This is a genomic window from uncultured Mailhella sp. (genome assembly GCF_963931295.1).
GTDB lineage: Bacteria > Desulfobacterota > Desulfovibrionia > Desulfovibrionales > Desulfovibrionaceae > Mailhella.
Map to the genome: position 1 here is coordinate 1,752,698 of NZ_OZ007001.1, position 17,746 is coordinate 1,770,443.

Sequence of the window (17,746 nt, forward strand, 5' to 3'; positions counted from 1 at the left end):
CGGATCCGTCAGATCCTGAGCCCGGAGCCTATGATCGCAAGATCGCTGATCTCTTCTCCGGGAGCCGGCGTTATTTCAAGCTGTCCTGCGGCGTATTGTACGACGCACGCGCCCTGTCCTGCAATGGAAATGATGCCCTTGGCCCGGCAAAGTCCCGGTCCGGCGTCGCGCAGCACGGCTTCCAGATCTTCGGCGGAAACCGGCCCTTCGAAGGTCAGGGCCCTGGCCTCGAAGCCTTCGTCGGCGTGCGTGACGGCGCGCTCGCCTATGCGCGCGAGTCTCGGCGCGTGGGAGGGCAGACGCGTTTTTCCGTGGGCGTCTATCCACGCGTCCAGCTCGGCAAAGGGAATGCTGCCGTAGTGCGCGGGCAGAATGAGCGCCTTGTCGTTGAGCGCCCGAAGCCGCCCGGCAAGCGCCTCAAGCGCCTCGGAGGAAATCATTTCGCTTTTGTTGAGAATGATGACGTCGGCCCGGCGCAGCTGCGCCTGCCGGATGCCCGATTCTTCGGGATGTTCGTTTCCTCGGCCTCTTCCTGCCAGATCAAGGGCGTCGGCCACGGTGATGACGAGCCCGGGCTCGATAAGATCGCGCAGGCCGCCGAGCGCTTCCATGATGTTGTCGGGATTGGCGAGCCCCGTGGTTTCCAGCACGAACTGTTCGGCGGGCATGGCCGCAATGATGCGTTCAAGCCCGGGCCGCAGACTGTCGGCCAGAGAACAGCACACGCATCCTTCGTCCAGTGCTTCCACGAGCGTGTCGCCCTTCATGAGAGCGGCGTCGAGCTCCACCTTGCCGAATTCGTTCTGAATGACTCCGGTGTAGCGCTCCCGGCCGTGCAGAAAGTCCAGCCAGCGGCGCAGAAACGTGGTCTTGCCTGCGCCGAGAAAGCCCGTGAGCACGTGCAGCACGGGGCGGTCGAGCTTTTCGAGCTCCTCCGGCCGGTGCTTTGCGGGAATGTCGTGCAGGAGATGAAGGCGCTCGCCGTCCAGAGCCAGGGACGGCCCGAAGGCGGCGGCGATGTTGAGAAGATATTCCTTATCGTCGTCATCCTCCATGCTCCCGTCGGCATGAAAGAGGCGGCGCGATACGGCGCAGGCCCCGCGGGAGACCGCGGCCTTTTCGCCGAGCTGCTGCTGCGCCGTGCAGGCGAGAACGGCGAAGAGCCGGAGAAAGAGGCTGAAGGCGGGAACGTCGCATTCCGGTTCGCCCGGACGCACCAGCCAGCCGTCTTCCGCGGCAATGCCGTCGGCGGCGATGACGCGGTGTCTGGCCGGAGCTTCGAGGGTCAGAGCCAGCGCGTCGCCCGCGAGGGAGACGTCGAGGCGGAGCTGACCGAGCAGGAAGGGAAGAAGCTCCCTTTCGCTGCCGGAAAATTCCCGGACGGCGTGTTCGTAGTCCGGGGAAAGGGCGAAGCGCAGGGCGTCGAGCGGAAAGACGTCCAGCAGCGGAGACTGCGCCGGGGGAAAGACGTAGAGGCTGAAGTAGCCGCGAAGGCACGGAACTCGGCCGGGAGTCTCGTCCTTGGTTTCGCCGTCGAAGCGCAGCCCGAACACGTTTTCCGAGCCGGCGACGCGGCACGTCCACGCCGGATGGCTGGAAGCGCAGGGGCGAACGCCGCGCCAGCCGAGCGCCCGCGCCCTGGTGCGTTCAAAGTGGGCGGCCATGACCAGCGACGTGAAGATGCTGGCGCAGTCGGAATCGCTGTCGCCGAGGGCCCGGGGAAGAATGCTTTCCAGTTTCATGGCCGATCCTGCGCCGGAGCGCGCGTTTGCGCGCTCCGGTCGAAGGTTTTAACCGGGGAAGGTGATGATGTCGCCGTTGCCCAGGTAGTTTGTCGTCTTGGAGCGGAAGCGCGCCGTGCCCTTCACCACCGGGTATCCGGCGTCGACGAACTTCTGTGCCGTGATGAGACCCGTGCAGTGGTTGCAGCCCACGCGCTGAAGGTTCCACTTCTTCAGGCCGATGACGAGGTCGTCGTACTTGGGATCCCAGTCGTCGAACGGGGAGATGTGCAGGCCGCCGTAGAGGCCGTAGAACTTGTCGTTTTCGTACTTGAGTTCCTTGTAGGCCGTGTCGGCGAACAGAATGATGCCCTGATGGCAGCAGCCCGTGATGCTCACAAGGCCCACGTCCTTCACGTTGCAGTACAGCGACATTTCGCCGTACACCTTGAAGATGATGGGGCATTCAAACTGATACAGCGCCACGCCCGGCTGCAGCGGATACAGCCCCTTCTTGACCTCGGTCCATTCGCCCACGTGACCGGAATCCTTGAGGTACTGCTTGCCCTGCGGATAGAAGGTGTTCGGCGTGTACACGTGGATGTTGGGGGCATACTTGGCCACCACGGGGAAGGCCCAGTAGTGATCCATGTGTTCGTGCGTCTGAATGAATCCGGCAATTTCGCCGTTGGCGAGCATGTTGTCTATGCCTTCGCGCTTGAAGCTTTCCTCCATCCAGTCGTAGTTCCAGCCGCAGTCGAACAGATACTTGGTCTTGGTGCCGTCCATGGCCTCGATTTCCACGAGGCAGGAAAATCCGCCCGCGTTGTCGGCGTCCACGGAGTTTTCCTTGGCGACGGCCCAGGCTTCGTGGAGCTGCCCCTTCTGAAGGTAGGGCTTGATCTTGGCCATGCCTTCGTCATAGGTGCCCTTGCCTATGCCCTTGCCGTTGCCGAACGGGGCCCAGTTGTAGGTGTACTGATCCACGAGCAGACCGCCCGCGCCGGTGACGTTCTGCATGAAGATGCCGTTGTCGAACCAGCTGGTTTCCGAAATGTTGGTCACCTTCACCGACTTGCACACGCCGAAGTCGGACATTTGACGTTCCACCTTGGGCAGAAAGGCCCTGCGCATGGGCGTGTAGGAATAAAGCCCCATGGCTCCAAGCGCGCCGGCTCCGATGCCGAGAGATGCGCCTTTGAGAAATTCGCGTCTGTTCATAAGGACTCCTACTTCACCAGAGTGAAGGTTGCACTGCAGATGGGCAGCAGCCAGACGATGAGGAAGTACAGGGCCACGCCGACGAGAATGCCGAACAGCAGGCCGGGCTTCATGGCGGGGTTCCAGGCGTGATCCACTTCGATGTGGCGCTTTTCTGCGGCGAGTTCTTCAGCGGTCTTGAATTCGCGCCGCCATCCGGGCCAGCCGTCCATGAACCACCAGTTGATGAGCCAGATGTCGATGAGCCAGATGGTGGGAATCATGGGGAACTGCTGCGGATGAGAGAAGCCCTTCTGCGTGCCGAGAATGAAGTGGGCGTACTGATAGTACAGGCAGTAGAGCACGATGCCGCCCACGATGACGAGGCCGGTGCGGATGAGAATGTTGACGGGAGTGCTGAACCTGGTGGGCCAGTTTTCACAGTAGAACTGCACGAAGAGCGCGGGCACGAGGAAGAAGATGGCGGTTTCGCCCACGTGCAGCCAGCGCCAGTCGGGAGCGGCGTCGCGACGATGACCGCGGATGGCGTCGCCCCACACGAGTTCCTGCATGTACCAGAAGAACAGGCACAGCGCCCAGGCGATGACGATGATGCCCACGAACAGCGCGATGCGGCGGGGCCAGTCGCGCTTTATCATGGTGAAGGGATACCGTTCCCAGATGCCTTCCACGAACCACACCACCACGGTGCAGCACATGATCCAGGCCACGTGGAAGTTGGCGGACACGGTCTGCGCGAAGTCTTCCCAGTAGGGCGGGCAGATGGCCGTGAAGTACTGCCAGGGATAATACAGGATGCCCATGTGGTTGTGCATGGTCATGAAGTAGATGACGAGACTGAGACAGAATGTGCCGAGCCAGATGCTGAAGCCGCGCACGGGCTGGGAGGCGTTGGCCCAGGGCTGACCTTCGAGGGCGACCACCCAGGCGGGGCTGATCCAGGAGGCGATGACGGCGAACATCATGCAGGCCTGCGCCGCGTATTCGGTGGAATAGAATTCGGTGAGTCCGAGCTTCTGGAGATGTTCGGGATTGAAGTAGGCGAAGGCGAAGTTGCCGAGCACGGCTTCAAAGAATCCGTGGATGAAGAAGATCATGGTGCCTACGGAAATGAGCGCCAGCACAAGACCCTTCTGCAGAGGATGGGCGTTGCGGATCCAGTCTTTCTTGAAGGGCCAGAAGTCGAAGGTGTAGGCCATCCAGATGAGGATGATCAGCCACCAGCGGCAGTAGTTGTAGCCCACGTAGGGGGTGTAGAAGCGCATGATGCCGCGCGGATCCTGAAAGATCCACCATGTCACCGCGAAAATCAGCAGCGTGAACGCCAGGTTCATGAGCGCGGGGATGGGGCCTCTCCACCTTTTGACGAGCTTGCGCTCTTCAAGATAAGGAAGCTGTTCCTGAGACATAGGTTCCTCCTTGTTTCAGTCGGGGGGCTTCCGCTGTTCCTCCTGAGCGGAGCCCGGGGTCCTACGCCCTTGAGCGTTCAGGGCGTCTTCGCCGTACATGGCTTTGACAACCAGCGCGGCCATTTCATTGCGCGACATGCCTGCGGTGTCACCTCCGATCCTGGCAGCCTCCAAATCCAGCATGACGCCCGAAAATTCGGGAGGCAGCATGGACAGGTAGTCTGGTTCCGGCGAGGTCTCGTCCCCGTTTCCCTGCCGCGGGGAGGATGGATCGCCCTGTGCTGCGACGGAACGAAATATTCCGTGCAGAAATTCCTTCCGGCTTATGACGTTGCGCGTGCTCATGAGTTTTCCGTCAGCGTCCGGAGGGTGGAAAAATAGGCCTGCGCCGCAGCTTCGGCGTCGGCGGCGTCGGCGTGGCGCACGGCGCTCAGTATTCTTGCCAGATGCGCGAACGCCTGTTCCTTCTGTTGCAGGTCGCAGGCGTTGAACAGTCGTATCAGCGACTTGCCGTCGGGCAGACAGGCGGCCAGCGCCGAACTCACGCTGGCGTTGTTGATGAAGCGCGCCGTTTCCATGAAGAACTGTATGTTCGCCTGCGCAAAGGCCTTGATGTCGTCGTTGCGCAGCGCCGTGCCTGTCACGGGCAGAATGCGTTCGAGCCTGAGCACCTGCGAGGGCCGGATGACGAGCGACGAGGCGCGGATGATGGACGGTATGATGAGCAGACTGGCGTCTATTCTGTCGATGAGGGGGCACTGCGCGGGATGCTCGGAAGGCAGAGCGCGCACGCGCGTGCCGCTGCCGTGCGTGGTTTCGAGAATGCCGCGTCCGGCAAGGGCGCTGATGGCGGCCCGCAGGGTGGTGCGGTTCACGTGCAGCTCGTCGGCGAGCTGCCGTTCGGCGGGCAGACGCTCGAACAGCTTCCAGCGACCTTCCATGAGGGCCTGTTCCAGCTGCTGCTCAATCATTTTCTGCTTGCTCATGCCCGAACTCCCGCGGTCATTTCGCCCTGTATCCATGATACTAGTTTTGCGCTGTTGCTCCAAAAGACTCAAGGCTTTTCAGAAAAAAAGAAAAAAAATGATAATACCTTGAGTTAATGCGGAAAAACATGAAATAATGGTTCATCCACTGCTGTTTTTCCTTGTAAAAAAAGATTGTCGACAACGAGTTTCTAGCGAATTGCCGCGTTGTTTCAGGCAAATGAGAAAAATTGGTTTATCCAATTTACAATGAGACTTTTTTTCCGTAGAGTGAAAAGGCATCTTTCAGCACTTCGCGGAGGCGCGCTATGGATTTCTCTCTTTGGGCGTCAGGTTTTCCCGGCTTGTTGTGGGAGATAGAACATCGCCGTTCGCGCATCCGGCTGCTGAACGACTGGAAGCTCCCTTCACTCGGCGAGCACACGTCGAGACTTCTCAAGGACGCGCAGTTCCGCAGACGCTCGGTCATGAAATCGGATCACACGCTGATCGGCGAATTCTGGGAAATGGTCACGGGTCGTCAGCCCGCCATGGTGACGTTCCGGCTTGAGGGCAGCCCGCACCGCGCCTATCTTCTGCAGGGCTGGCCGGATCCGCAGGACGCGGGAAAATATTTCGGCATGCTCAAGGATTCCGTGCTGCCCGCCACCTTTGTGGCCAACGGCGCGGCGGGCACCTGTCAGCTGGCGCTGGGGGGCTCGGAATATCCCGTGCTGGTGCTCAGTCTCGATCAGAAGGAAATCGTCACCTGCAACGAGGCCGCGCAGACGCTCTTCGACGGCGCGGCCAGGGGCGGCGGAGAATTCATGCTTGAAGACATTGCGCCCGGCGAGATGGGCGAAACGCTGCTCGGCGCTTCCCGGCGCGCGCTGGAAGACGGCATCTGGGCCGGAACGCTCATGCTCCGCAGCGGCACGGGGAGCATACTCGGCTCCAAGGTGCGCGTGTCGCCGTGCTCCACGGGCGCGGACATCGTGCGCATCGCGCTGCTCAACATTCCCGATGCTCCGGCCGTCTGCGCGTTGTCGCCCAGCGTGGAGCCGGGAAGTTCGCCGTTCTCCCTTCAGGAGGGGCTGGAGGATCTTCTTGCCGCCTGTCCGGGCGTGGAGGGGCTCATGTTTTCGGATATTCAGTCTGCGCGGGGCAAGGTGGAAGTGTACGGCGTGGGCCGGCTGTTTGCCTCGCTGGAATGGGGAGCCGCGCACGCCTACGAGGGAACCATCGCCCAGGACATCGAGCGTTTCAGTCTGGAATCGCTCATTGTGGAAGACACGCTCGACAGCATCAAGTCCATCGACTGGGCCATGTTCATTCCCTGCGGCGTGCGTTCGTATTTCGCCAAGCCGTTCTATTCGGCCGAAGGGCTGCACGCCGTGCTTATTTTTGCGTTCAGTCAGCCGTCGCCCGGCGGCGTGAGCGAGGCTCCGTTCCGCGCGCTTTACGAGCCCTTTGCCTCGCTTGTGGCGCGCTGGCGCGCCGATCGCGCCTGAGCCGTCCTGCCGGAAAACGGCGCGTCGGAAGCGGTGCAGCCCGCGCGGGGAGGTTTCCAAGCGGCAGGGCGACACGTGAGATGTTTTGTGACGCGAAATCGACGCGAGGAAGATTCCGACCGCGCTCCGCGGCCTTTCCTGAAAAATACGCATTTTTTTCTTGACTATCGCGGCCCATTCTGGCAGAAATGACTCCGCAACGGGGATGTAGCTCAGTTGGGAGAGCGCTTGAATGGCATTCAAGAGGCCAAGAGTTCAATTCTCTTCATCTCCACCAGAATTTGAAAAGGCTTTCGGCAAACGTCGAGAGCCTTTTTTCGTTTAACAGTTCCGAAGTCCGGGGGGGGGGCGGCGTCGGCGTTTTGGGAGCGGCGCTTGTCCCGCCGCGGAAGGTTCGTCCGAAGAAAGAAGGGCGGAGCGCAACATGTGCGTTCCGCCCTTTTCTATGGCGTTGTTAGGCGCGCAGGGTGACCCGGCGCGAGGAATCGAATTACTTCAGCGGCATGTTCTCGCGTTCCGTCTTCCACGGATCGGAAACTTCTTTGCTTTCCACGTCGAAGCGCATGGTCATGCGGCGGTCGAGATCGAAAGGCGTCCAGCCGGGGTTTCCCGTGGAGGCAAAGCTCACCCAGGCGCGATGCATGGCGTTTGCCAGCGCATCCGGAGGATTGTCGCCGAGGGTGTTTTTCACGCGCTGTGAGTCCTTGTGCAGCGTCTTGAACACGAAGGGCAGATCCACGCTGTGGGCCGCGCCGAGTCTGCCGTTGTAGCAGGGGCTCCTCCAGGCGAAGGAATAGGCCCAGGCCTTGCCGCCGGCCTTCTTCTGGCTTTCCAGCACCTTGTTGGCGGGCATCCTGAAGATGAGGTCGGACTGGAGGGCCGTGAACAGATCGCCGGTGGTCTCGCCGCGGCCGGCCTTGCGGTAGCGTTCCACGATGTCGGCGGGAAATCCCGTCGTATACACGAAGTTCTTGAGCGCGTCTTCGCCTATCTTGTCGATGGCTCCGCTCGGCACGGTGTAGTAGCGCCATTCCTGTTCGGCGGAGCCGACCATGATGTCCAGATCCCTGGCGGCGCCGTCGGCAATGGCGTCAACGGGGCGCTTCATGAGAATGTCGCCGTCAACGTAGGGCTTGAACACGGAAACGTTGCCCTGAAGCATGCGGCCCCATTCGGGATCCTTGGCCTTGGCGGAAGCGAAGGCGGAGAAGGTGAGCAGCTTTTCCGGCGAGAGGGCGGCCACGGCTTCGCGGCTGTCTTCAATGCCGTAGAAGGCCAGCAGATCGGCGGCGGCCACGGAAGCCTGTTCGCTGGTGTACTGCGCAATGGCCGAGGGGCTCTGCAGAATGGCGCGGCGGAAAAGGCCCTTCGACTTGCCGGAAGAAATGAGGGAGGTGATGTGCGTGGCTCCCGCGGACTGGCCGAACACCGTGACCTTGTCGGGATCGCCGCCGAAGGCGGCAATGTTGTCCTGCACCCAGCGCAGGGCGAACATCATGTCGCGCAGGGCAAGGTTGGAAGGCACGCCCTTGATTTTGAGAAAGCCGTCCACGTTCACGCGGTAGTTGATGGTGACGAGCACCACGCCGTCCTGCGCAAAGGCCGTGCCGTCGAAGCGCACGTCGTTGTTGTCGCAGCGGGTGCTGCCGCCGCCGGGAATATAGACCATGACGGGACATTTCGTCTTGCCGGGAGCGGGGGTCCAGATGTTCAGGCGCAGGCAGTCGCCGCCGCCCAGAATTTTGCCCTTGCCGCCGGGCTGGAGCGGAATATCGCCGGGCTTGACGGCATCGACGACGCCGTTCCAGGCCGGAACGAATTCAGGCAGGGCCAGACGGTATTTTCCTTCATAGGGAGGCATGCCGCAGGGCACGCCTCTGAACACATGCACGCCGTCCATGACAAGACCGCGCACGCTGCCTTTGGCCGTTTTGACCACGGGGCCTTCGGTGGCAAAGGCATGGAAGGGCACGGCGCCCGCAAGGAATGCGGCCGCGCTTCCATACAAAAACTGACGTCTGTTCATGTGAAGCTCCTGATATATTCGGTGATGGAAAATGCGAACATCCGTCCAGGAGAGAGGATGATTCGGCTTTCAGGAAAATAAAAAGACGACAAAAAATAAAGCTCAAAATTTCACATTGTTGTTCTAAGAAAGGCAACAAGAGGAAAAAAATATTGATGATGTGCGCGAAGCGGCAGGACGCGCAGGGGCAAAAGGCGCTCACAAAGCGGCAGGCGGGCGAGCCGCACGGTCAGGCGGCAATGCTTCGGAATGGCTGGAATTTCGGCGCGCGGCGCGTGTTTTTTGAAGGGCCCCGGCCCGCGGGGTTTCGGCGGCGCGGGCGTTTGTTTTCGAGGCTGAAGGCAAGAAAACAAAGCGGGAGACGGCAACGCCGTCTCCCGCCGGAGCGATTGGGAACAATCCGACTACATATCGGGAGTAATGACCTCAAGGCCGCCCATGTAGGGACGCAGCACGGTGGGAATGACGATGGAGCCGTCTTCCTGCTGGTTGTTCTCGATGATGGCCACGAGCGAACGGCCGGTGGGCAGACCGGAGCCGTTCAGGGTATGCACGAATTCGGGCTTGCCGCCGCCTTTGGGACGGAAGCGGATGTTGGCGCGGCGGGCCTGGAAGTCCACGCAGTTGGAGCAGGACGAGATTTCGCGGTAGGTGTTCTGACCGGGCAGCCAGACTTCCACGTCGTAGGTCTTGGCGGAACCGAAGCCCATGTCGCCGGTGCACAGGGTGATGGTGCGATAGGGAAGTTCCAGCTTTTCGAGCAGGATTTCGGCGCAGCGGCGCATGTGTTCCAGCTCTTCCCAGGACTTGTCGGGATGGGCGAAGCGCACCATTTCCACCTTGATGAACTGATGCTGACGGATGAGACCGCGCACGTCCTTGCCCGCGGAGCCGGCTTCGGAACGGAAGCAGGGGGTGCCGGCGGTGTAGCGCAGGGGCAGCTGATCCTCTTCGAGAATTTCGCCGGCGTGCAGGTTGGTGACGGGCACTTCGGCGGTGGGAATGAGGTAGTAGTCCCAGGCGGGCATTTTGAAGAGGTCTTCCTCGAACTTGGGCAGCTGGCCGGTGCCCTGCATGGTGGCGGCGTTAACCATGAAGGGAGGCAGAATTTCGGTGGCGCCGAATTCGGTGGTCTGGGTGTCGAGGTAGAAGTTCATGAGGGCGCGTTCCATTCTGGCGAACACGCCGTGCGACACGCAGAAGCGCGAACCGGCGAGCTTGGCGCCGCGTTCAAAGTCGAGGCCGCGGCGGGCCGCGCCCACTTCAAAGTGCTGCTTGGGCGGGAAGGTGAACTCGCGGGGCGTGCCCCAGCGGTGCAGTTCCGGATTGTCGTTTTCGTCGAGGCCGACCGGCACGGAGGCGTCGGGGATGTTCGGCACGCGGAGCATCCACTGATAGACCTTGTCCTTGATCTCGGAAGCTTCGGCGTCGAGTTCCTTGATGCGGTCGGAGAGCTTGCCGAGATCGGCCAGAAGTTCGGAAGCGTCTTCACCGGCGCGCTTTTTGCGGGCCACTTCGGCCGAGTCGGCATTGCGCTTGCTCTTGAGCGTTTCCACTTCGGTGAGCACGGCGCGGCGACGTTCGTCCATGGCGAGGAAGTCGTCGACGGAAATGTTGGAATGGCGGTCGGCCAGGGCCTTGGCCACCACTTCGGGATGTTTCTGAAGAAGTTTGAGATCAAGCATGGCTGATTTCCTCGAATCTGCGTGATATGCGGCAGGGCGTGATGCCCGGGCATTTGAAAGGAACGAACAGTCTAGCCCGACAGCGGCGGAGCGTCAATCGTGACCGGAAGAGGCGGCAGGGCCCGGCGGACGAGTCCGCCGGGCCCTGTGTTCTGCATGGATTCGAGAATTTACATGATGCCTACGAAATTCCACCACGGAATGGCCACCAGAGCGAGCAGCACGCCGCAGATCAGGGTTCGCGCGGCGAGCGCGGGAATGACGTGGGAGAGCGTGACGCGTCCGGTGATGAAGATATAGAGGAAGTACACGGCTTCATAGGGCAGGATGTACTGATCCACGCCGTACTGGAAGGCATAGAAGAGCGGCAGCGGATTCATGTTGAGGGCCTGACCGAGTTCGCCGATGGCGGGGGTGAAGGCGGCGGTGGCGGCAAGGGGCGTCAGCAGGAAGTTGACGACCACGCCGGAGAGGTAGGCGATGATGACCGACATGCTCTCGCCCCAGCCCTGAAGCACGGGCAGAATCTGCTGCACGGCCCAGGCGTTGAAGCCCACGGCTCCGCCCACGAAACCGATGGACATGCAGCCGGTGATGAAGATGAGGAACATGATTTCCAGCTTGCCGATGCCCTCATTGGGCAGAATGTTGATGCCGGGCATATAGCAGAGCATGGCCAGCACGGCGAACACGAACACGGGATCCACGCCGGTCCAGGGCTGAATCATGAAGGCGAGCACCATGCCGAGCACCAGCACGAGGAGAATTTTTTCCTTGGCGCTGATGGGGCCGAGTTCTCTGCTGCAGTTTTCAATGAAGGCGCGGGCGTTTTCCATGGAGGTGAGCTGCTCCTTGCCCTTCACCAGCCAGACGACGCCCATGGACGCCATGGTGTAGATGACGGAGAACAGGGAGCCGTGCCAGGCGTACTGCCAGAAGTCCACGGTGGTGCCGTCCTTGAAGAGCATGGTGAAGGCCCAGATGAAGCTTTCGGAGGTGTGCAGGAACAGAAACTGCGGCGCGGCCGCGGCCATGAAGGCCATGAGAATGATGGCCGAGGACATGCGTGATTTGTGATCGAGCTTCAGGGTGTCCACGATGCCGGAGGCGATGGCGCACAGCACGACCATGCGGGCCAGAATGGAAGGCAGCACCAGGGCCAGCGCCAGGCCGCCGATGAAGAAGCCCCACACAAGGCCCATGAAGCTGCCGCCCGCAAGGGAGAGGCAGCTCAGCGCCAGGCGTCTGGCGAGACCTGTTTTGTCCATGGCCTCGCCGATGACCACCGCGGCAAAGGAAATCCAGGGCAGCACCGTGGCCCACGGGCCGAAAATGACTTCCATGGGAGCCACGTTGCCGAGCACGTAGCCGAAGGTGAGCAGCGCGGCCACGCCGATGGCCGGAAACACGTTGAAGGCCCAGGCCAGCACGGCCATGCTGGTCATGGCCATGAAGAGCGGCGCTTTCGGCGAAATGTCGGCGGGCGCGGCAAAATAGACGATGAAGGGCAGAATGAGGGTCAGAGGCCAGCGGAGCATGGGCAGAACTTTCATGGTTCCTCCGGGTGTGGCGGATGTTCCGGGCTGAGCCGGAAAAAAGTTCACGAAGGGAGAGCGCGTCGACCGGGGGCGGAAACAGGGCGACGTGTCGATGCACGTCGGAGAAGCGGAAAAGGAATGCCGCGGAATGAGAGCGGAAACGGCGGACGGCGCGGGCGTTAAACAACGCCATGCCCCGGTTTCCGCAGAGGGAAACCGGGGAGAGGGGGGAGAGAAAACTCAGATGAGGCGGTCGCGCCAGGCGGTTTTCACTTCATCGCCTTCCTTCCATACGCGCAGGAACTTGTCGCGCAGGAGCGGGTTGGTGAAGGTGTAGTCGGAGCGGATGTGACGGCCGCGGCTTTCCTTGCGTTCCCTGGCGGAGATCATGAGGGCCTGACCGAGATCGAGCAGGTTCACCACTTCGGCGGCGCGCATGAGTTCGTGGGCGTCGGTGGCGTACATCTGCGTTTCTATCTTTTTGCGCAGGTCGCCGAGATACTTGATGCCCGCGGTGAGCATGGTGTCGGAGCGCACGCGGTGCGGACCGCAGTCGGCGTACTCGGTCATGATCTGCTGCAGGGCGAAGTTGGCTTCCTGCCACGAAGCGCCCACCTTGCGTTCGTAAATGGCGCTGTAGAACGCCATGCGTTCCTCGGCGTTGTCCGGCGTGCCTTCGGCAAGGGCGAGGGTCTGGTAGTCCGCGGCGTGATGGCCGGCAATCCAGCCGTACACGGCCGCGGCGCCGATGTCGCCGCTGATGTTGCCCATCATGTCGCCGGCGGCGAAGAGTCCGCGCACGTTGCTCTCGCCGTTGATGTCGATTTCTATGCCGTTGGTGACGAGGTTGGCTTCATACTGGCCGAATTCCACGGCGTGCTTGCCGGGATCGATGCCTTCCTTGTCCATGTAGTCCAGAAGCGCGGTGAGGCCTTCGCACTTCATGGCCCAGCGCATGTGTTCGAGATCTTCCTTGCTCGCGCCGGAGCAGTCCATGTAGGCGGGGCCGCGGCCGCTCAGCTTGAGATCGGTGAAGGCCGAGGACCACACGTCGCTCGTCATGTCGCCCGTTTCCACGTTGGGCTTCGTGATGAACGGGCCGACGGGACGCCCGTCGGGGTAGCGGTATACGCCTATCCAGGTGGCCTTGCCGCAGCGGGCGAGGAAGCGGGGCCCGGCGTGACGGTAGGTTTTTTCCATGTTCACGAGATAGGTGCCGATGCGCCAGGCCTGCGCAATGGAGTCGCCGGTGCCGGAGGGGCACATGTTGGTGTTGAACATCTGGCTCGGCGTGGGATCGGTGGTGAACAGGCGGCTCACGTAGCCGGTGGCGGCCACCACGGCCTTGGATTTCACCATGATGAAGGAAGGTTCGTCGCCGGACACGTCGAGGGCCAGCACGCCGGTCACGCCGTCGGCGTTGCGGAACATTTCCAGCACGGGCGCGTGATTGAGAATCTTCACGCCGCGCTTCTTGGCCTGTTCGGTGAGCACCTTTTTCTGATTGTGGCCGTCGTACTTGAGGAAGATGCGCGGACGGCCGGGATAGGCGTGTCCTTCAAAGTGATAGTCGCCCGTGGGCTTCATGTTGATGCCCCAGTCGTTCCACATGTTCACGATTTTGGGGCTGGTTTCCAGAAAGCGCATGACGAGCGGGGTGTCGTTGCTGGTGGCGTTCTGGCTGTCCATGAATTCGTTGTACACCACGCTGATGTCGCCGTGCTTTTCGGGAATCCAGCAAAGGAAGTGATCGTTGCCCGTGGCGCCCGCGCCGCTGCGCTTCGTGTTGGCCTTGTCCAGAAGAACCACGCTTGCGCCCTTGTCCGCCGCCGCGATGGCGGCCATAAGACCCGCTATGCCGCCGCCGATGACGGCCACATCGGCTTCATGCTGTTCTTTAAGAGGAATCATGGAGTACCTCCAGAGAAAATGTTTTGAGTGGGAGAGAGAAGATCCCGAAGGGGACACGGCTGCCGAAAGGCGCGTTTTCAGCGCACGGGCAGATCTTTGGGCTTCAGGGTGTCGGCATCCACGTACAGGAGCATGTGCGTGAGCGGCAGACGCAGTTCAATGGCGTGGGCCCGGCAGTCCAGCACGCAGGCGTTGCAGTGCCAGCACTCGTAGGGGCGCTTGACTTCGGGCGTCTTGTCCTTGCCTCTGTTGAAACTGAACACCTGCAGGGGGCACACGTCGGCGCATACGCCGCAGCCAAGGCATTTTTCTCTGTCGATTACCGGAGGCATATTCCTTCTCCTTCGCAAAAATAAGATTCGCGCGGTGGGCGTTGTTGACCATCGATGCGTACAGGTTTTCACAAGCCGGGAAGGGAAAATATCGCGCATGCGACATTTTGAATATTTTTCGGAAAGAAAGAAAAAAGATAAAAGAATAACAGAGAGATGGCGAAGAAAAAATAATGTTTCTTCTGCGGAAAAGAAGGGAGAGAGCAAATTGCGGAGCGTCGCGCGGAAAGGCAGGGCTCTGCTCAAGAGGGCACGCGTCCGAAAAGAGTTGCGGGGAGGGGGCGAGTGCAGATGCGGGCCGACAGAGGCCGGCGACGGACGGCAGTTCGGAGTTTTGATTAAAGAATTATTTCACAAATAAAATTAAAAACAGAAAAAAGGTACGAGTCGGTTCTGTTTTTCGCAGGCGCTGCCGGGCATTCCGGCGTTCCCGGGCTGAGAACCGGGAGGGGCGAGAGGGAGGGGGTCAGGTGGGTGAGGCATCGGGGCTTGAGTCGGGGCGTGTCAGGGGGGGAAAAGCTGATCCAGACGTTGCGTCGGCGTCGTGCGGGGGCTTGGCGGCTCTGAGCCGGACGTGAAACCGGTGCTTTTCGGGAGTGGCACGGAGGGCTTCCCGGTCGTTGCCCGGAGCCGGTTGTCCCCGTTCGCCGGGCCGAAGAGGCGATTGTTTCCGGCGCTGCGCCGGAGGGGCGGCTTTGCGGGGAAAGCTGCGGGAGGCATGTGCCGCCGGGCGTCGGCGGGCACTGTGACCGGGGATTGCGGAAAAGTTTTCGTCGGGCTGCGGGCCGGAGGGCGGGGCGTTGCGCCGGAGCTGCATGGAACATTTGAGGTTGAACGGCGCGCGGAGCGGAGGCGTGCAAAAGCGTCCTGGAGCGCACAAGGCGGGCGCGCCGTACACGGAGTTTCGCATTGCGGATGAGGGCGTTTTGGCCTGTGCTTCGTGCGGATGCTGCGATTTTCTCCCGGCCTCTGCTTTTTCGGCGCAGCGGGGCGCAGAACGCGGTTTCTCGCGCGAGGAAAACGGATGCGCGACTACATGCCCGCAAGAGCGCGCAGTCTGTCCGGATCGAGAATGTGGACCCGCCCCCGGCGGAAGCATTCGATGACGCCGTTTCTCTTCAGATACTGGATGGCCCGGCACAATGTGGCGCGATGCACGCCCAGCATGGCGGCGCAGCGCTCCTGCGTGATGCCGAGGGGAAATTCCGCGTCGCCGTGCCGCGTGGCGAGCGAGAGCAGATAGCGGCAGAAGCGGATGACGAAGTCGTCCATGAGCATGTCGGAAAGAAGGGTGCTGTGGATGAGCGCCACGGTTCCCATCTGGCGCAGGGCGTAGGCGGCGAGGGCCGGGCAGGCGGTCACGCCGTTTTCGTCCTTGAGCACGGTGCCGGGCACGCGCCAGATCACGCTGTTGCGCACGCACTGGTACTGCCCGGAAGCGTCCTTCTGCGTGAGCGCGCAGGCCAGGTTGAAGATGCCGCCGGGCTCGAAGGTCATGAGGGCACGCTGTCTGCCTTCCAGGGTGTCGAACACGATGCGCACGCTGCCCTTTTCCAGACAGTACATGTCGAGCAGATGCTCGCCGGAGAGATCGATGAACGTACCGGCGCGAAAGACGAGACGCGTGCCTTCGCGGCGGATTTCCTTCCACACGGGGGATTCGACGTCGGTTTCTCCCTGCACCACGGGCACGGCGAAGGGCATGAAGCCGGGCAGAGGCCTGGACGGACGCCGTTCGGAGAGGGTTGTGACGGGCATGAATGCGCTCCCGGCGGAAAAAGGGACGGATGCCGGCGGGAAGTGTCGGCGTTCTGAGAACAAGCTCTAGCAGGGATGCGGGGAAGAAGGCAAGAGGCGGAAAAAGCCCCTTTTCGCGGGGGCGAAAAGGGGCTTCGGGGCCGGGCGCGTGCCCGGCCCTGGTCAGACCTGCGGAGGCTGACCGTTAGAAGAGCATCGAGCCCATGATGGTGATGACGGCACTCATCAGTATCCAGGAGAGCAGGATGACGATGGGAGAGGACTTCCAGATGCTCTTGGTGCTGGCCCATTCGTTGCCGTGCAGCAGTGCGGCGCTGGAGCTCGCGGCAGGAGTGAGGAAGGCCAGATGCACGCCCATGACCACCATGATGACCGGCAGTTCGGGGCCGACGCCGAGGTTGGTGCAGTAGCTGAAGATGATGGGCATGAGGGCCACGCCCACGGCGCCGTTGTTGATGAACTGGGTGAGGATGGTGGCCAGAAGGCCCATGCAGAGAGCGAAGAACAGCGGGGAACCGGATCCGAAGAAGGGTTCGAGCACGGACATCAGGAAGGGAGTGATGCCGCTGGCGGGGTTGGCCATGGCGCCGGAGAGGGGCTGAACCATGGCGAGGATGAAGATGATGCCCCAGGCCACGCCGTCGTCCACCATGGCCTTGAAGCGGAGCAGCGGCTTGCCGTTGACCTTGATGAAGCACATGATGCCGACGAGGAACATGCATATGCCGGTGTTGCCGATGCTCTTGAGAAACTTGACGACGGCAAGATTCGCAGGCAGGAAGGCGGGAATGAGCAGCAGGGCGACGAGGGCGAAGAGGAAGCCGAGCACGGACTTCTGCACGCCGGAGAGGGTGAGGCTCTGATCCTTGTCGAGCTTGCTGGCGTCGAGATCGGCGAGCTTGCTCACGTCGGGACGGAAGATGTACTTGCCGATGAGCAGGAAGAGCAGGGAGCAGAGCGCGCAGGCGACGATGGCGATGATCATGTACTTGGCGTAGTCGATGTGCGTGCCGGACATGGTTTCATAGGCGCTCATGACGGTGAGGGGGGCCTGCTTGAAGGGAATGATGGCCATGCCGACCTGAGCGGCGTACACGATGCCGAAGACCATCATGGTAGGATAGCCGTCGCCCTTCTTGTATCCGCACACTTCGCACACGCCGTACAGGATGCTCCAGCCGATGACCGCGGCGGGAGAGGCGCTGGTGAGGCCGCCGAGCAGCATGATGGAGGCGAGGAAGGTGTAGGTGAACAGCCAGGGTTTGCCGGCCACGGCCTTGCGGGTGATGAACCACAGCGAGATGAACTTGGAGAGGCCGTAGTAGTTGATGGTGGCGCAGAACACGAAGATGAAGAACATCATGACGACGATGGGGTCGCCGAAGCTCTTGTTGAGCAGCATGCCGGGCTTCATGCCGCCGATGAGCATGAGCGCGAGCAGACCGGCGATGCTGGGCCAGATGATGTCGATGAAGATCCAGCCGTAGAGCACGCCGAGGAAGATGCCGATGAGGTTCATGCCCAGCGGAGTGAGCGGTTCAATGGGGGACAGCTGCCCGACGCCGAACATGATGACGAGGCAGATGATGGTATGTACGAAGTACATGACGTTCAGTTTCTTGGGAGCAGCGGGAGCAGTTCCGGTGGTAGCAGCCATGATAAGGTTCTC

At 61.5% G+C, this 17,746-nt stretch carries 13 protein-coding genes and 1 tRNA gene; 2 read left to right on the forward strand and 12 right to left on the reverse strand.

Annotated features, from left to right (window positions below):
* Window positions 1–8: 8 nt before the first annotated feature.
* Genes ABGT79_RS07230 through ABGT79_RS07250 form a run of 5 tightly spaced genes read right to left on the reverse strand, consistent with a single transcriptional unit; the run spans window position 9 to window position 5,337 of the window.
* Window positions 9–1,742: a CobW family GTP-binding protein gene (locus ABGT79_RS07230; RefSeq protein ID WP_346665634.1), complete on the reverse strand. Its 1,734-nt coding sequence runs from the start codon at window positions 1,740–1,742 to the stop codon at window positions 9–11.
* Between the two features lie 48 nt (window positions 1,743–1,790).
* On the reverse strand, window positions 1,791–2,942 hold the full coding sequence (locus ABGT79_RS07235; protein WP_346665635.1) for a twin-arginine translocation signal domain-containing protein: 1,152 nt from the start codon (window positions 2,940–2,942) through the stop codon (window positions 1,791–1,793).
* 8 nt (window positions 2,943–2,950) lie between these two features.
* Window positions 2,951–4,351: a hypothetical protein gene (locus tag ABGT79_RS07240; protein ID WP_346665636.1), complete on the reverse strand. Its 1,401-nt coding sequence runs from the start codon at window positions 4,349–4,351 to the stop codon at window positions 2,951–2,953.
* A 15-nt stretch (window positions 4,352–4,366) separates the two neighbouring features.
* Window positions 4,367–4,696 carry a hypothetical protein gene (locus ABGT79_RS07245; RefSeq protein ID WP_346665637.1) on the reverse strand — a complete coding sequence of 110 codons (330 nt, stop codon included), beginning with the start codon at window positions 4,694–4,696 and terminating at the stop codon, window positions 4,367–4,369.
* A complete protein-coding gene (locus ABGT79_RS07250; protein ID WP_346665638.1) occupies window positions 4,693–5,337 on the reverse strand; it encodes a GntR family transcriptional regulator in 645 nt (214 codons plus the stop codon). The genes ABGT79_RS07245 and ABGT79_RS07250 overlap by 4 nt, the downstream gene beginning before the upstream one ends.
* Window positions 5,338–5,645: 308 nt before the next feature.
* Between ABGT79_RS07250 and ABGT79_RS07255 the strand changes: the two genes are divergently transcribed.
* Together ABGT79_RS07255 and ABGT79_RS07260 are read left to right on the forward strand one after the other, a co-directional pair.
* Window positions 5,646–6,827 carry a hypothetical protein gene (locus tag ABGT79_RS07255; protein ID WP_346665639.1) on the forward strand — a complete coding sequence of 394 codons (1,182 nt, stop codon included), beginning with the start codon at window positions 5,646–5,648 and terminating at the stop codon, window positions 6,825–6,827.
* A gap of 201 nt (window positions 6,828–7,028) precedes the next feature.
* Window positions 7,029–7,104, forward strand: a tRNA-Ala gene (locus ABGT79_RS07260).
* 213 nt (window positions 7,105–7,317) lie between these two features.
* Here ABGT79_RS07260 and ABGT79_RS07265 read toward each other — a convergent pair.
* From ABGT79_RS07265 to ABGT79_RS07295, 7 genes are all read right to left on the reverse strand, one after another.
* Window positions 7,318–8,853 (reverse strand): carboxylesterase family protein, encoded by a 1,536-nt coding sequence (locus ABGT79_RS07265; RefSeq protein ID WP_346665640.1) that lies wholly within the window; start codon window positions 8,851–8,853, stop codon window positions 7,318–7,320.
* Between the two features lie 404 nt (window positions 8,854–9,257).
* Complete coding sequence (gene serS / locus ABGT79_RS07270; protein ID WP_346665641.1) at window positions 9,258–10,538, reverse strand: serine--tRNA ligase; 1,281 nt, start codon at window positions 10,536–10,538, stop codon at window positions 9,258–9,260.
* A 170-nt stretch (window positions 10,539–10,708) separates the two neighbouring features.
* A complete protein-coding gene (locus ABGT79_RS07275) occupies window positions 10,709–12,091 on the reverse strand; it encodes an SLC13 family permease (RefSeq protein ID WP_346665642.1) in 1,383 nt (460 codons plus the stop codon).
* A 225-nt stretch (window positions 12,092–12,316) separates the two neighbouring features.
* Window positions 12,317–13,987, reverse strand: a complete 1,671-nt coding sequence (locus tag ABGT79_RS07280) for an FAD-binding protein (protein WP_294485657.1) — start codon at window positions 13,985–13,987, stop codon at window positions 12,317–12,319.
* A 77-nt stretch (window positions 13,988–14,064) separates the two neighbouring features.
* Window positions 14,065–14,319 (reverse strand): ferredoxin family protein, encoded by a 255-nt coding sequence (locus ABGT79_RS07285; protein ID WP_346665643.1) that lies wholly within the window; start codon window positions 14,317–14,319, stop codon window positions 14,065–14,067.
* A 1,032-nt stretch (window positions 14,320–15,351) separates the two neighbouring features.
* Window positions 15,352–16,077: a Crp/Fnr family transcriptional regulator gene (locus ABGT79_RS07290; protein ID WP_346665644.1), complete on the reverse strand. Its 726-nt coding sequence runs from the start codon at window positions 16,075–16,077 to the stop codon at window positions 15,352–15,354.
* 184 nt (window positions 16,078–16,261) lie between these two features.
* On the reverse strand, window positions 16,262–17,734 hold the full coding sequence (locus ABGT79_RS07295; RefSeq protein ID WP_346665645.1) for an SLC13 family permease: 1,473 nt from the start codon (window positions 17,732–17,734) through the stop codon (window positions 16,262–16,264).
* Window positions 17,735–17,746 lie beyond the last annotated feature (12 nt).

Excerpts from the sequence above, each read along its gene's own strand:
- ABGT79_RS07265 (WP_346665640.1), bottom strand. The coding sequence starts at position 8,853 with ATGAACAGACGTCAGTTTTTGTATGGAAGCGCGGCCGCATTCCTTGCG.
- ABGT79_RS07285 (WP_346665643.1), bottom strand. The coding sequence starts at position 14,319 with ATGCCTCCGGTAATCGACAGAGAAAAATGCCTTGGCTGCGGCGTATGC.
- ABGT79_RS07295 (WP_346665645.1), bottom strand. The coding sequence starts at position 17,734 with ATGGCTGCTACCACCGGAACTGCTCCCGCTGCTCCCAAGAAACTGAAC.
- ABGT79_RS07280 (WP_294485657.1), bottom strand. The coding sequence starts at position 13,987 with ATGATTCCTCTTAAAGAACAGCATGAAGCCGATGTGGCCGTCATCGGC.
- ABGT79_RS07250 (WP_346665638.1), bottom strand. The coding sequence starts at position 5,337 with ATGAGCAAGCAGAAAATGATTGAGCAGCAGCTGGAACAGGCCCTCATG.
- ABGT79_RS07290 (WP_346665644.1), bottom strand. The coding sequence starts at position 16,077 with ATGCCCGTCACAACCCTCTCCGAACGGCGTCCGTCCAGGCCTCTGCCC.
- ABGT79_RS07230 (WP_346665634.1), bottom strand. The coding sequence starts at position 1,742 with ATGAAACTGGAAAGCATTCTTCCCCGGGCCCTCGGCGACAGCGATTCC.
- ABGT79_RS07235 (WP_346665635.1), bottom strand. The coding sequence starts at position 2,942 with ATGAACAGACGCGAATTTCTCAAAGGCGCATCTCTCGGCATCGGAGCC.
- ABGT79_RS07255 (WP_346665639.1), top strand. The coding sequence starts at position 5,646 with ATGGATTTCTCTCTTTGGGCGTCAGGTTTTCCCGGCTTGTTGTGGGAG.
- ABGT79_RS07275 (WP_346665642.1), bottom strand. The coding sequence starts at position 12,091 with ATGAAAGTTCTGCCCATGCTCCGCTGGCCTCTGACCCTCATTCTGCCC.
- ABGT79_RS07240 (WP_346665636.1), bottom strand. The coding sequence starts at position 4,351 with ATGTCTCAGGAACAGCTTCCTTATCTTGAAGAGCGCAAGCTCGTCAAA.
- ABGT79_RS07245 (WP_346665637.1), bottom strand. The coding sequence starts at position 4,696 with ATGAGCACGCGCAACGTCATAAGCCGGAAGGAATTTCTGCACGGAATA.
- serS (WP_346665641.1), bottom strand. The coding sequence starts at position 10,538 with ATGCTTGATCTCAAACTTCTTCAGAAACATCCCGAAGTGGTGGCCAAG.